At 54.6% G+C, this 14293-nt stretch carries 12 protein-coding genes and 3 tRNA genes; 6 read left to right on the top strand and 9 right to left on the bottom strand.

The window, feature by feature from the left end:
• Window position 1: 1 nt before the first annotated feature.
• Together mmsB and ACRZ91_RS02525 are read left to right on the top strand one after the other, a co-directional pair.
• Window positions 2-874: a 3-hydroxyisobutyrate dehydrogenase gene (gene mmsB / locus ACRZ91_RS02530; RefSeq protein WP_480902375.1), complete on the top strand. Its 873-nt coding sequence runs from the start codon at window positions 2-4 to the stop codon at window positions 872-874.
• 108 nt (window positions 875-982) lie between these two features.
• A complete protein-coding gene (locus tag ACRZ91_RS02525; RefSeq protein ID WP_480902373.1) occupies window positions 983-1375 on the top strand; it encodes a hypothetical protein in 393 nt (130 codons plus the stop codon).
• A gap of 6 nt (window positions 1376-1381) precedes the next feature.
• Here ACRZ91_RS02525 and uvrA read toward each other — a convergent pair whose 3' ends face one another.
• From uvrA to ACRZ91_RS02505, 4 genes are all read right to left on the bottom strand, one after another.
• Entirely contained in the window at window positions 1382-4240 is a 2859-nt protein-coding gene (gene uvrA / locus ACRZ91_RS02520) for an excinuclease ABC subunit UvrA (protein WP_480902371.1), read from the bottom strand.
• A gap of 107 nt (window positions 4241-4347) precedes the next feature.
• Window positions 4348-4914, bottom strand: a complete 567-nt coding sequence (locus ACRZ91_RS02515; protein ID WP_170469872.1) for a methyltransferase domain-containing protein — start codon at window positions 4912-4914, stop codon at window positions 4348-4350.
• 105 nt (window positions 4915-5019) lie between these two features.
• Window positions 5020-5096 (bottom strand) — tRNA-Asp (locus ACRZ91_RS02510).
• Between the two features lie 52 nt (window positions 5097-5148).
• Window positions 5149-5225 (bottom strand) — tRNA-Asp (locus tag ACRZ91_RS02505).
• A 213-nt stretch (window positions 5226-5438) separates the two neighbouring features.
• Between ACRZ91_RS02505 and ACRZ91_RS02500 the strand changes: the two genes are divergently transcribed.
• Window positions 5439-5513: transfer RNA gene (locus ACRZ91_RS02500), tRNA-Val, on the top strand.
• Between the two features lie 73 nt (window positions 5514-5586).
• Here ACRZ91_RS02500 and ACRZ91_RS02495 read toward each other — a convergent pair.
• Window positions 5587-5814 (bottom strand): hypothetical protein, encoded by a 228-nt coding sequence (locus tag ACRZ91_RS02495; RefSeq protein ID WP_170469869.1) that lies wholly within the window; start codon window positions 5812-5814, stop codon window positions 5587-5589.
• A gap of 249 nt (window positions 5815-6063) precedes the next feature.
• On the opposite strand from ACRZ91_RS02495, the gene ACRZ91_RS02490 reads away from it, so the two are divergent.
• Entirely contained in the window at window positions 6064-7650 is a 1587-nt protein-coding gene (locus ACRZ91_RS02490; RefSeq protein WP_480902367.1) for an APC family permease, read from the top strand.
• A 47-nt stretch (window positions 7651-7697) separates the two neighbouring features.
• Here ACRZ91_RS02490 and lon read toward each other — a convergent pair whose 3' ends face one another.
• The 4 genes from lon to ACRZ91_RS02470 all read right to left on the bottom strand — a co-directional run bounded on the left by lon (window position 7698) and on the right by ACRZ91_RS02470 (window position 12949).
• Window positions 7698-10106, bottom strand: coding sequence for an endopeptidase La (gene lon, locus ACRZ91_RS02485; RefSeq protein ID WP_480902365.1), 2409 nt, complete (start codon window positions 10104-10106; stop codon window positions 7698-7700).
• A gap of 234 nt (window positions 10107-10340) precedes the next feature.
• Window positions 10341-10751 carry a DUF6636 domain-containing protein gene (locus tag ACRZ91_RS02480; RefSeq protein WP_480902363.1) on the bottom strand — a complete coding sequence of 137 codons (411 nt, stop codon included), beginning with the start codon at window positions 10749-10751 and terminating at the stop codon, window positions 10341-10343.
• Between the two features lie 92 nt (window positions 10752-10843).
• The gene (gene tgt / locus ACRZ91_RS02475) at window positions 10844-11974 is read right to left on the bottom strand and encodes a tRNA guanosine(34) transglycosylase Tgt (protein ID WP_480902361.1); all 1131 of its coding nucleotides are present in this window, start codon (window positions 11972-11974) and stop codon (window positions 10844-10846) included.
• 63 nt (window positions 11975-12037) lie between these two features.
• On the bottom strand, window positions 12038-12949 hold the full coding sequence (locus tag ACRZ91_RS02470; RefSeq protein ID WP_480902358.1) for a nucleoside hydrolase: 912 nt from the start codon (window positions 12947-12949) through the stop codon (window positions 12038-12040).
• 175 nt (window positions 12950-13124) lie between these two features.
• Between ACRZ91_RS02470 and ACRZ91_RS02465 the strand changes: the two genes are divergently transcribed.
• A complete protein-coding gene (locus ACRZ91_RS02465) occupies window positions 13125-14015 on the top strand; it encodes an SPFH domain-containing protein (protein WP_010439798.1) in 891 nt (296 codons plus the stop codon).
• The gene (locus ACRZ91_RS02460) at window positions 14015-14293 is read left to right on the top strand and encodes an NfeD family protein (RefSeq protein WP_170469854.1); all 279 of its coding nucleotides are present in this window, start codon (window positions 14015-14017) and stop codon (window positions 14291-14293) included. The genes ACRZ91_RS02465 and ACRZ91_RS02460 overlap by 1 nt, the downstream gene beginning before the upstream one ends.

Below are 14293 nucleotides of genomic sequence, written 5' to 3'. Positions count from 1 at the left end.
GATGAAAATCGCATTCATTGGACTGGGCAACATGGGCGCCCCAATGGCAGCCAATTTGGCAGCGGCCGGTCATGAAGTGGTCGGCCATGACATGGCAGACATATCGATCGATGGTGTGACGATGGCCGCGTCAGGGGGCCAAGCCGTTTCTGGCGCAGAGGCGGTCATCACCATGCTTCCCAATGGCCAGATACTGCGCACCGTGGCCAATGAGGTTATTCCTGCGATGCAGAACGGTGCGGTTCTGATCGACTGTTCGACCGTAGATGTCGACAGCGCCCGCGTCGTAGCCCAGCAAGCCACAGACGCCGGTCTGCTCTCGGTGGATGCACCGGTTTCAGGTGGAATTGGCGGCGCCGCAGCCGGCACGCTGACCTTTATGGCTGGTGGTTCTGACGCGTCTTTTGCCAAAGCCGCCCCGTTGTTTGAAATCATGGGCCAGAAAGCGGTTCATTGCGGCGAGGCGGGCGCTGGTCAAGCCGCCAAAATCTGCAACAACATGATCCTCGGCGTCACCATGATTGCCACCTGCGAGGCATTTGCACTGGCTGACAAGCTAGGGTTGGACCGCCAAAAAATGTTTGATGTGGTTAGTACTTCTTCTGGCTACAGTTGGACGATGAATGCATATTGCCCTGCGCCGGGTGTTGGCCCCGAAAGCCCTTCTGACAATGATTATATCCCTGGCTTTGCCGCCGAGCTGATGCTGAAAGATCTACGCCTCAGCCAACAGGCTGCAGAAAGCGCTGATGCCGATACTCCCATGGGAGAAATCGCAACGAAGATTTATGAACAGTTTGTCGAACACGAAAATGGCTTAGGTCGCGATTTCAGCGCCATGTTGCCACGGTTCGAGACGCGCAGCCGAAGCTAACACTCTGGCAGCGGAAAACCGCACAGGGCTGGAATACAAGGAGGCGCGCTCCTACGTGATTGGGTATTGTACAAGCAAATACAAACACCCACGCCGGAGTGCGCCTCGATGAAAATTCTGACCGGCCTTTCAATGGTCGCCCTGATTGCGCTGAGCCCAGCCGTAGCGTTGGCCGGGAATGGCAATGGTAAAGGTAAGAACAAGTCCAAGTTGCAAGTCGAACGAGTCGCTCCGCAATTTGGTGTGGTGCGTAGCAATGCTGGCCATTGCCCTCCGGGGCTTGCGAAAAAGGCTGTGCCTTGCGTGCCACCCGGGCAGGCCAAAAAGCTCTACCGAAAGGGTGATCGGCTTGACGATTACATCTGGATTGACGACCCTTATCGCTATGGATTGCGGCGCGGTGGCAACTATGTGCGTGCCGGTGACTATGTCTATTCAATCGACCCGGACACGCGCAAAGTGTTGAACCTCATCGGCGCAGTTGCCGATATCCTCTACTAGAGTTCGCTATTCAGCGGCCACACGTTCAGTATTGAGCATCGGTTTTAGGTAGCGTCCGGTATGACTGCTTTCGCATTCCGCGACATCTTCAGGTGTGCCCTCTGCCACGATCTGGCCGCCTCCGTCGCCTCCTTCTGGACCGATGTCGATAATCCAGTCGGCGGTTTTCACCACATCCAGATTGTGTTCGATCACCACAACCGTATTTCCCTGATCCACCAGTTCGTGCAGCACTTCTAGGAGCTTACGAACATCTTCGAAGTGAAGACCGGTTGTCGGCTCATCAAGGATATATAGTGTTCGCCCGGTCGAACGTTTGCTGAGCTCTTTCGACAGCTTCACGCGCTGCGCTTCACCACCAGACAGCGTTGTTGCTTGCTGACCGACCTTAATATAGCCCAGCCCGACGCGCGCAAGGGCATCCATCTTGTCTCTGATCGAAGGCACGGCCTTAAAGAACTCCTGCGCATCTTCGACAGTCATATCAAGCACATCCGCGATGGACTTACCCTTGAATTTGATCTCAAGCGTCTCACGATTATAGCGCGCGCCCTTACAGGTTTCACAAGTCACATAGACATCGGGCAGGAAGTGCATCTCGATCTTGATCACACCGTCACCCTGACAGGCCTCGCAGCGTCCACCTTTAACATTGAAGCTGAAGCGACCGGGTTTGTAGCCACGCGCCTTGGCCTCGGGCAGGCCCGCAAACCAGTCGCGGATCGGGGTGAAGGCCCCGGTGTAAGTCGCTGGATTTGAACGTGGAGTCCGCCCTATCGGACGCTGATCGATATCAATCACCTTATCCAAATGCTCTAGACCTTTAATCGTCTCGCAAGGCGCCGGTGTCTGACGCGCACCATTCAGCCGCATCGAGGCGGTTTTGAATAAAGTCTCAATCGTCAGGGTGGATTTACCGCCTCCTGAGACCCCAGTAACACAGACGAACTTGCCCAGCGGAAAGTCTGCCGTGACATTTTTCAGGTTGTTTCCGGTGGCCTTGACCACGCTCACCTTCTGCTTCTTACCTTTTCGCCTCTCTGCAGGTACCGCAATTTCACGCGTCCCAGACAGGTACTGACCGGTAATCGAAGCCGCATCACCAGCTATGTGTTCGGGCGTGCCATGGCTGACGACCTGCCCACCGTGAACACCAGCCCCGGGTCCAATATCGAAGACATAGTCAGCCTCGCGAATGGCCTCTTCGTCGTGCTCTACGACGATAACGGTGTTTCCCTGATCGCGCAGGTTCTTGAGTGTCCCCAACAGCCGGTCATTGTCGCGTTGATGCAGACCGATCGAAGGTTCATCAAGTACATACAATACCCCGGTCAGGCCCGATCCGATTTGGCTGGCCAAACGAATGCGCTGGCTCTCGCCACCGGACAAAGTGCCACTTGAACGTGACAGTGTAAGATATTCCAAACCCACATTATTCAAAAAGCCGAGCCGTTCGCGGATTTCCTTCAGAATGGCCCGAGCGATTTCGTTCTTTTGTGCAGTCAGATGGTTCGGCGCATCCTCAATCCAGGCCAATGCCTCTCGGATCGACATCTGGACCACCTGCCCCACATGCAGCCCTGCTATTTTTACAGCCAGCGCTTCTGCGCGCAGACGATATCCCTCGCAGGTGCCACAGGGACGATTGTTCTGGTAACGCTCAAATTCTTCGCGAATCCAGGCACTGTCAGTCTCGCGATATCGGCGCTCCATATTGGGAATGACGCCCTCGAAGCTGCGCGTGACCTGATAAACGCGACCACCTTCGTCATAGCGGAACTGGATTTCCTCATCGCCAGAACCGCGCAGAAACACCTGCTGAACTTTACCGGGCAAATCCTTCCACGGCGTGTTTTTGTCGAACTCATAGTGCCGCGCGATGGCTTCGATGGTTTGTAGGAAATACGGGGATTTTCCCTTCCGCCACGGCGCCAACGCCCCATCATACAGCTTCAGCGTCTGGTCCGGCACAACGAGGCGTTCATCAAAGAACAGTTCAACCCCCAGACCGTCGCAATCGGGGCATGCTCCGAAAGGCGCGTTGAATGAAAACAGACGGGGTTCGATCTCGGGGATCGTGAACCCACTGACCGGGCAGGCAAAATTCTCACTGAACGTGATCCGCTCGGGGTCGCCCTCTTTCGGTGCGGTTTCGAGAATTGCAATCCCATCGGCAAGATCTAGCGCTGTCCGCAGGCTGTCAGCCAAGCGCGTTTCCATCCCTTCACGTACAACCAAACGATCAACCACGACATCGATATCATGTCGGAACTTCTTATCCAGCGTTGGCGGTTCATCCAACTCGTAGAACTCGCCATCGACCTTGACGCGCTGGAACCCTTGTTTGCGAAGTTCTAGGAATTCCTTTTTGTACTCGCCCTTCCGGTCCCGCACGATTGGGGCCAGCAAATAGCCACGGGTGCCCTCCTCCATGGTCATGATCCGGTCGACCATGTCTTGCACTTGCTGCGCCTCGATAGGCAGCCCTGTGGCCGGGCTGTAAGGCGTTCCAGCACGAGCAAACAACAGACGCAAATAGTCGTAAATCTCGGTCACGGTCCCCACGGTTGAGCGGGGATTCTTGGACGTCGTCTTCTGTTCGATCGAAATAGCAGGGCTCAGGCCGCTGATGTGATCTACATCGGGCTTTTCCATCATATCCAGAAACTGCCGCGCATAAGCCGACAAGCTTTCGACATAGCGGCGCTGACCTTCGGCGTAGATAGTGTCAAACGCCAGCGAGGACTTGCCCGAGCCAGAAAGACCGGTGATCACCACCAGCTGATCACGCGGAATGTCGACATCAATGCTTTTGAGGTTATGCTCGCGCGCTCCGCGCACCTCGATATTCTTCAGCTCAGCCATTCTGGCCCCCAACAGATACGTCTTTCAGAGATAAGCGAGCAGCGCCGAGTCTCCAATCGAAAAGTTAGAACAAAGCAAGAACTAGCGGATTTTCTCCGGCTTACCAACTACTGAATCGATTTCCGGGCCAATGCCCATGCGCAAATTGGGAAATCCGGGTCATTTTCCAATTCGTCGGTCTCGGGATCGTAGGTCGGTGGCCAATCCAGTTCCAGATTTCGTTGGGCTGCATGGCGATTGCCCCACTGCTCTGCCTTGATGCCAGTCGGATCAAAACCGCACTCACTTAGCAAATTCTTCAATCCTCGCGCAGTCCACCGAGAACAATCCTGCGGAGCTGCGTGAAACGGAATGAAAAAAGGCACTGCGAGCCAGAAGTAACCGCCAGGTCGCAGCATCTCCAACACATTCAAAGTCGCTTCATAGGGTCGATCAAGATGTTCCCAAACCTGATTGGCCAGGATCAGGTCAAATTGCCGGACTTCTCCGTGTTCATCCAGCAATGGTCCGCAGCAGATATCAAGCTGACGCTGCCAGGCTTGCGTATAGTTCTGAAAGGCGAATTGCTTACCCCAGGAACCTGAAATCTCGAAAGCCTCCAGCTTCTGCGGATTGAGCCCATGAATCCACTGACGGCTGCGTCGGGCCATCACGACCCGGTTCAAGCTTGTCATGAGCACCCTCTCGGACAGAATTGAAACGGACGGAAACGTCATGCCAGACCTCAGGACACCCTGCAATGCGATAGCGTGGGTATGGTGTCTGACTTCAAAGGAAAATGGCGCGGTTGACGGGGCTCGAACCCGCGACCCCCGGCGTGACAGGCCGGTACTCTAACCAACTGAGCTACAACCGCGCATTTTGGGTCTATGTGTGATCCGTTTGCCCGGATCTAAGGCTGACAGTGATGGCGCGGTTGACGGGGCTCGAACCCGCGACCCCCGGCGTGACAGGCCGGTACTCTAACCAACTGAGCTACAACCGCCCACTGCCCGTTCATCTCTGAACGTTGGGGTGTATTATGGCCACCGCTGTGCAGCGTCAAGCGGCGTTTTCAAGTTTTTTGCTTAATCACGGATTTTTCCAATGCGAGTAACTTTGAACAAAGCGAACGCATTGTGAAAACCCTGGTCCACGGCCAACGGATAACGATTTCAGCTTGCGAATATTTCTTGGTTTCTTTATTTGAGCCCGCCAAGGGTGATTAGCTCAGTGGTAGAGCGCTTCGTTCACATCGAAGATGTCAGGAGTTCAAATCTCTTATCACCCACCATGTTTTCAATAACTTATTAGCTGCAAGTAAAGTGCTGGGGTTCCTTCAGATCAAGCGCGCAGCACACCCTGCACTACCCACCGACATACACGCCGGACTTTGGACGATAGAATATCTTCTGGTCATGTAACCTGCCGAGTAATTCGTGTGCCTTGCGCACAAAGTTCTCGCGGGCCTCTCTGTCCTCATTGCCTTCATCAACAAGTGCGACGGACCTGGCCGAAATCGCATGGCGCATTGCCTCTTCAATCAATTCCATATCTTCCACCGAAAGTTCGAACAGATCGTTGTACCGAGGCATCCTGGGGTCTCCTACAATGGCGCGGGCTCTCAGCGTGCTTGATATTCCAACCCGCGTCCAGCGTTATGATACCCTGAAGATAGACACTCATGGCAGAAAGTGCCCGAAACGACTGGAAAAACTTCCCAATTCGTTGCTTTCGACACTGAGATTACTGCATGATTATAGACACTTGCCATGTTTCCTACGGCCTGCTTATCCTGAAATGGTGGTCTTTCGAACCAACGGATTTCCTGGGTGGGTTAACAAATGGCGAAACTGAAGCGGGAAATCGGCCTCGTTGGACTTACGTTCATTTCAGTCGGCGGCATCATCGGATCGGGCTGGCTATTCGGCCCACTGCTCGCCGTGCAGCATGCCGGTCCTGCCGCTATTCTATCCTGGATCATCGGCGCGGTTGCGATGTTCATTCTGGCGATCACATTTGCCGAAATTTCGGCGATGCTGCCTATCCCCGGCGGCATCGCACGCGTCCCGCAGTTTTCGCATGGCAATATCGTGTCGATGGCGATGGGTTGGACCGCCTGGATTGGCTACAATACGACCGCCCCAATCGAGGTTGAGGCCATGCTTAAATACCTCGCGCCATACGCGTCTTGGCTCCATACGGCAGAAACTGGGGAACTGACCGGGGCCGGTGTCTCTGTTGCACTGCTATTCATGCTGTTATTCGTCGCGGTAAACGCGCTGGGGGTTAAGTTTTTCACCCAGGTAAATGCGACACTGACCTGGGCTAAAGTTGCGATCCCAGTTGTCTTGTCAGTTCTGTTGATCGTATCAAGATTTGAAACGCAAAACTTCACGACGCCAGATGGATTCGCCCCCTATGGTCTTAAGGGTATCATGGCGGCCGTATCTACTGGCGGGGTGATTTTTTCCTTCATTGGATTCCGACATGTGGTTGATATGGCTGGGGAAGTTCGCAATCCGAAATTTGCCATACCGGCCGCATTGATTCTTTCCATTGTGCTGTGCGCACTGATCTACCTCGGACTACAGGTTGCCTTTATAGGAGCACTGGACCCCACACTGATCAACCAAGGCTGGGCGCACCTGAGCTTTGGCGGTCAGGGGCCATTGGATGGTGTCATCATGTCAGTTGGGCTGTTGTGGTTTCTCAGCCTTTTGAACGTCGGTTCGATTATCGGCCCGTTTGGCAATGGGCTTGTAGCAACAGGTTCAAATGCAAGGATCGCAATGGCGCTGTCGCAAAATGGATTCCTTCCGAAGCGCTTGCAGATGCTCTCATCCTTTGGCGTCCCTTTGTGGGCACTGGCGCTGAACTTTCTGATCGGCACGCTGTTCTTGCTCACCGTACCGTTCACTACAGTCATCGCCTTGAACGGGGCCGCAATCGTCCTTTCATTTGCGGTCGGCCCCATCGCCGTGGTGTGCCTGCGCGATCTGCTACCTGATCAACCCCGCTCGATCCGTATCCCCGCGGTCAAATTTGTCGCGATCACAGCCTTCGCCATTTCGACGTTGATCGTTTATTGGAGCGGTTGGGACACGGTCTGGAGGCTTGGTATCGCCTTGCTTATTGGCATGGCGCTGCTGCTGATCCGCGTTCACAACCGGCTTGATGAGATGGACGCGACAGAAGCCCTTTGGCTGATGCCATATTTCTGCGGCCTGGGGCTGATATCTTACATGGGGCAATTTGGAGACGGTGCGCAGAAACAAATCCCATTCGGTTGGGATATTTTGCTTTGTGTCGTATTTTCGATGGTGATCTTCGCACTCGCTGTACGTTCGTCCCTGTCGGATAAAAAGTTTCAGGCTTACATCGCTGATGAAGAAGTGCTCGATCCGTCCAAACCGGTCATCGGCCTTTAAACAAAAAAAGGCGGGGATGACCCCGCCTCTTAACTTTATCAGCAGTCTTAGTGAGCTGTCGCAGACGGTCCGGCACCTTCGGCCGCTTTTGCAGCCGCCGCGGCAGCCTCTTCCGCAGCCTCGTCCCAATCAATCGACTCAGGCGCACGGATAAGTGCCTGCTCAAGGACTTCCGAAACGTGCTTGACCGCGATGATTTCCAGTCCTTCCTTCACGTTATCCGGAATATCTGCCAGATCCTTTTCGTTCTCTTCAGGGATCAGAACAGTTTTGATCCCACCACGAAGAGCAGCCAGCAGTTTTTCCTTCAACCCACCGATTGGCATCGCGTTGCCGCGCAGCGAGACCTCGCCTGTCATGGCGATGTCCTTACGCACCGGAATACCTGTCAGGACCGAAACAATCGAGGTCACCATCGCCAAGCCCGCTGACGGCCCATCCTTGGGAGTCGCACCATCGGGCACGTGGACGTGGATGTCGATCTTGTCGAACTTCGGCGGCTTCACCCCGATCTGAGGCGAAATCGACCGAACGTACGACGATGCTGCGTCGATGGATTCTTTCATCACATCGCCCAGCTTCCCAGTGGTCTTCATCCGACCCTTACCGGGCAGTTTTAGCGCCTCGATATGCAGCAAGTCGCCCCCGACCGAGGTCCAGGCCAAGCCGGTGACAACGCCGACCTGATCGTCCTGTTCTGCAAGGCCGTAGCGGAACTTAGGCACGCCTAGAAAGTCATCCAGATTTTCCGGCGTCACCGTCACGGTTTCCGCTTCTTTCTTGATGATCTTGGTCAGCGATTTTCGCGCCACTTTGGCGATTTCACGTTCAAGGTTCCGTACACCCGCCTCACGCGTATAGGTGCGGATGATCGATTGCAGTGCCTCATCGGTAAGTTCGAACTCTTTGTTCTTCAGACCATGGTTCTTGACCTGCTTACCGATCAGGTGCTGCTTGGCGATCTCGCTCTTTTCGTCTTCGGTATAACCTGCCAGCGGGATGATCTCCATCCGATCCAGTAGAGGCCCGGGCATATTGTAGCTGTTCGACGTGGTCAGGAACATCACGTTGGACAGGTCATATTCGACCTCCAAGTAGTGATCCATGAACGTGTTGTTCTGTTCTGGATCCAGCACCTCCAGCATCGCTGAGGCCGGGTCGCCACGGAAGTCCTGCCCCATCTTGTCAATCTCGTCGAGCAGGATGAGCGGGTTCGTGGTTTTCGCCTTTTTCAGCGCCTGAATGATTTTACCCGGCATCGAACCGATATAAGTCCGACGGTGACCCCTGATCTCGGATTCGTCGCGCACGCCACCCAGCGAGATGCGAATAAACTCGCGCCCCGTGGCTTTGGCGACGGACTTACCCAGTGAGGTCTTACCCACGCCCGGAGGGCCAACGAGGCACAAGATCGGGCCTTTGAGCTTCTTCGAACGCTGTTGAACTGCGAGGTATTCAACAATCCGTTCCTTGACCTTTTCAAGACCATAGTGATCAGCGTCCAGAATGTCCTGTGCACGGCCCAGATCCTTTTTGACACGGGATTTGGTGCCCCATGGCAGAGCAAGGATCCAGTCCAGATAGTTGCGCACAACAGTGGCCTCGGCCGACATCGGCGACATGTTCTTGAGCTTTTTCAGCTCACCCTCGGCCTTCTCGCGCGCTTCTTTCGAAAGCTTGGTCTCGTTGATTTTGGCTTCCAGTTCAGCGACTTCGTTGCTGCCGTCCTCACCATCGCCGAGCTCTTTCTGAATGGCCTTCATCTGCTCATTCAGATAGTACTCGCGCTGCGTCTTCTCCATCTGAGATTTGACGCGGGTCTTGATTTTCTTCTCGACCTGCAGAACGGACATTTCGCCCTGCATCAGGCCATAGACCTTCTCAAGCCGCTCACTGACGGAAAGAGTCTCAAGCAATTCCTGCTTCTGTTCGACCTCAATGCCCAGATGACCTGACACAAGGTCGGCCAGTTTCGCAGGCTCAGTGGTTTCGCCGACTGCAGCCAGTGCTTCTTCGGGAATGTTCTTGCGCACTTTGGCATAGCGCTCAAACTCATCCGCGACAGTGCGCAAAAGCGCCTCAGTCGTGGTGACATCGCCGGGAATTTCGGTCAGATACTCGGCGCGGGCTTCGAAAAACTGATCGTTTTCAAGAAATTCTGTGATCTGCACACGTGCCTGCCCTTCGACCAGCACCTTAACGGTGCCATCGGGCAGCTTCAGCAGTTGCAGTACATTGGCCAGAACGCCCGAGCGGTAGATTCCGTCGATCTCTGGGTCGTCTTCACCAGGATCAATCTGGCTCGACAACAGAATTTGCTTGTCATCCTGCATCACCTCTTCCAGTGCGCGGACCGATTTGTCTCGGCCCACGAATAGCGGCACGATCATATGTGGGAATACCACGATGTCGCGCAGCGGCAGGACGGGGTATGAGGAATTCAGAGGCTCTTGCATGCTCTATCCTTATCATTGGCAAGACGGCGCTGGTCCCTGGATCAGGCAACCATTGGCTGTCTCCTGTCTTGGACGATAAAGGTGGGGCACCTGTTCCCCCATTTCAACCTCATCGCCGTTTGTCGTGATGCAGCATGACCCGATGAATTGGGGACTTCAAGGCGTCCGGCAGACATATCCACCGATTTTGGCCCGGCGCGCTGACAAAACCTCCAATAAATTGTCAGTTGGGGATCAAAATATCCGCTGCTTGGCGCGAGATAAAAAGAACCCGTGGCCGACTTCATTCCTGCATTCCAAACCCTTTTCCGAGGAATGGCAGATAAATCCACCAAACGTCCCGGTTACGCCATATTCTGCGCGATCATAACCGTTGCGATTTTGATTGACGGGTTGGCACAGCATGCGGACAGCGCCTTTATCGGTCATGAAAAATTCATGTCCCCAATCAGACTGACAATCCGCAGGTCGTGGCAAAGCAGGGGCGCCGCTACGCCCAATTATAGTGCAAGACAAATCCGAGGTTCCGTCATCCTGCCCGACCACACATTGGATGTTTTCAGACGGGGTCTCAAAGGTCCAGACATCTGCGTGGGCCAAGGATGCACAAAAAACGATAGCTATAGAAACAAGTAAGCGAGGCATGGAATCCTCCTTAACAAAACAATGAAATTGATGAAACAAACTGAGAACAGTATAGCAAACAGGGCGATGTTTGTCACCGCATGAGACGCAATCTAGAGCGGTTCTATATCGCCCTGCTCTCGTTGTGCATGAAACTGCGCCTGCCACTGCGCAAATGTTCCTTTATAAATCGCTTCACGCATGCCCTGCATGACTTCCTGAAAGTAGTGAAGGTTATGCCAGGTCAGCAGCATACCCGAGATCATCTCATTTGACCGGAATACATGGTGCAGATAGGCGCGGGAATAATTTGAGCACGCAGGGCACGTACAATGCTCATCCAGAGGACGCGGGTCGTCAGAATGGCGGGCGTTCTTGATGTTGACCACACCGTAGCGCGTAAACACCTGCCCGGTACGTCCGGACCGCGAAGGCAGCACGCAATCCATCATGTCGATTCCGCGTGCCACGGCACCCACGATGTCGTCGGGTTTGCCCACACCCATCAGGTAGCGCGGCTTATCCTCAGGCAGGAATTCTGGTGCGTAGTCGAGGCAGCTGAACATGGCCTCTTGCCCCTCGCCCACCGCGAGCCCACCAACCGCATAGCCTTCAAAACCGATCTGTTTTAGCGCTTCTGCGCTTTCTTCACGCAGGTCTTGTTCCAACCCGCCCTGCATGATCCCGAACAAGGCATGTCCGGGGCGATCACCAAACGCATCCCGAGACCGTTCGGCCCATCGCATCGACAATCGCATCGACTCGGCGATGCGGTCCCGATCCGAAGGCAATGCCGGGCATTCGTCGAAACACATCACGATGTCCGATCCCAAAAGGCGCTGGATCTCCATCGAACGTTCAGGTGTCAATTCGTGCTTTGACCCATCGATATGAGATTTGAAGGTCACGCCCTGCTCAGTCAGCTTGCGCAAGCCAGCCAGCGACATGACCTGAAACCCGCCCGAGTCTGTCAGGATCGGGCGTTCCCAGTTCATGAACTTGTGCAAACCACCCAGTCGGTCGATCCGCGCGGCCGTAGGACGCAGCATCAGGTGGTATGTGTTGCCCAGCAAGATATCCGCACCGGTTGCGCGGACGCTTTCCGGCATCATTGCCTTGACCGTCGCCGCAGTCCCAACGGGCATGAATGCAGGCGTCCGCACCTCGCCGCGCGGCGTGTTGATCACGCCGGTGCGGGCCTTGCCGTCTGTGGCTTTCAGGTCAAACGAGAAACGGTCGGTCATATTGGGGCCTCGGGTCGCGGAACCGGGCAGGCTTTGCCCGATCTGCTGGTTCAATGCAACCCGTCAGGGCAGAGATGCAACGCGTTCGGTAAACAGTTGTACAACCCCTGCCCCGTCCACATTCCGGCATACGCGTACTGTAGGCCGCGAAGGGTTAATACGTGTGGCCCCGATGTCAGGTCCTTCGAGCGACACCTGCAAACCAGTTTCAACCACATCGAACATTGGCTCATGCGTGCAAGCGATCACTGCCGTCGAATCGTGCAGGCCACAACCTTCAAGCCCGCCAACCTCTTTGTAGAAATTCAGATAGAACCGCGAGATGTCGCGCAGAAAACCACCCATATCGGGGGATTTCTGAGCCAACCCTTCGAAGTCGGCAGTTTCATAGAGCGTTTTCAGGGTCACATCCAGGCCAACCAGCACGGTCGGCAGAGACGCTGCGAACACTTCATCGGCAGCCTTGGCATCATGGTAAATATTCGCTTCGGCATGCTCGGTGATGTTACCCGGGCAGTAAACCGCGCCACCCATGATCACCAGCTTGGCCACATTGTCGGCAAACTCCGGGTCAAGCTTGATTGCATCCGCAATATTGGTAAGCGGGCCAACAGCACAAACGACCAATTCACCGCGATGCGCGCGCGCCATTTCAACCAGGAACTCTGCGCCTGTCAGCGCGTGGTTCTCGCCAATATGCGGGATATCGGTAAAATCACCGAACCCTTCAGGCCCGTGTACATGCTCGGACGGCGCGTGGCGGTCTTCACCACGTGCAAATGGCGCCCCTTCAGCTACTGGAATATTCAATCCAAGTTTATCAACCAGATAGCGCGCATTGCGACTGGATTGATGCACATGAGTATTGCCAAAGACGGTCGTCAGGCCGACCAACTCTATTTCCGGAGCTGCAGCGGCATAGGCGATGGCCATCGCATCATCGATGCCGGGATCAGTATCAATTATCAGTTTCATCCCCGCCCGATACCGCAAACACAGGCAGGATGCAAAGCGGTCACAGGCAAAGAATTCGCGCCGCATTAACTGTTTCAAAGATTTGCATTTGGGCGCACTCAATCCATACCAGAGTTGAAATCGGGCGACTCAATCTCCAAATGTATACTATAGTACACAATAAATGAGGACAGATATGACAGAAGACCAGATTATCGGACTGCTTACTTCGAACATTATTTATCTGCTGGCGGCAGCGCTAATTGCACTTGTCATCTTCAAGGGCATCAAGATCGTGCCTCAATCCGAGAAATACGTGGTTGAACGGTTCGGCCGCTTGCGCTCGGTCCTTGGGCCCGGAATCAACTTTATCGTTCCTTTTCTTGATGTTGCACGCCATAAGATATCCATCCTTGAGCGCCAGTTGCCCAACGCAACTCAAGACGCGATCACCAAGGACAATGTTCTGGTGCAGATCGATACCTCGGTGTTCTACCGTATTCTGGAACCTGAAAAGACTGTATACCGTATCCGTGACGTAGACGGTGCGATTGCCACAACCGTGGCCGGCATCGTCCGTGCAGAGATTGGTAAGATGGACTTGGATGAAGTTCAGTCGAACCGCGCGCAACTGATTGAACGCATTCAGGAAAGTGTCGAAACCGCTGTTGACGATTGGGGTATCGAAGTGACCCGCGCCGAGATTCTGGACGTAAACCTCGACCAGGCCACCCGTGACGCAATGCTGCAGCAGCTGAATGCCGAGCGCGCGCGCCGCGCACAGGTAACAGAGGCCGAAGGTCAGAAGCGTGCCGTTGAGCTGCAAGCCGATGCCGAACTTTATGCCGCTGAACAGACCGCCAAAGCCCGCCGTATCCAGGCCGAGGCCGAAGCCTACGCGACTCAGGTTGTGGCCAAGGCGATTCAAGATAATGGATTGGAAGCTGCGCAATACCAGGTCGCCTTGAAGCAAGTGGAATCACTGAACGCTTTGGGTAATGGCAGCGGCTCTCAGACAATCGTGGTACCGGCAAATGCTATTGAAGCGTTTGGGAATGCCTTTAACATGCTGAAAGGAGGAAAATAATGGCTGAACCTTTCTGGCTTACTTGGTGGGTCTGGCTGGCCGCAGCGCTCGCTTTGGCCATCCTTGAGGTCGCCCTGCCAGGCTTCATCTTTCTTGGCTTTGCCATCGGAGCAGCCATCACAGGATTGCTGTTGCTGATACCAGGGCTGGTGCCTTCCCTGCCCGTTCTATTGCTGATCTTTGCGGTTCTTTCGCTGGTATCCTGGCTCGCACTACGCCGCATGTTCGCACTGCCTCACGGACAGGTCAAAACCTTCAATCACGATATCAACGAGTGA

The sequence above is a fragment of the Ruegeria sp. O11 genome, from assembly GCF_056535285.1.
This window is presented reverse-complemented; position numbering and strand designations above follow the sequence as displayed.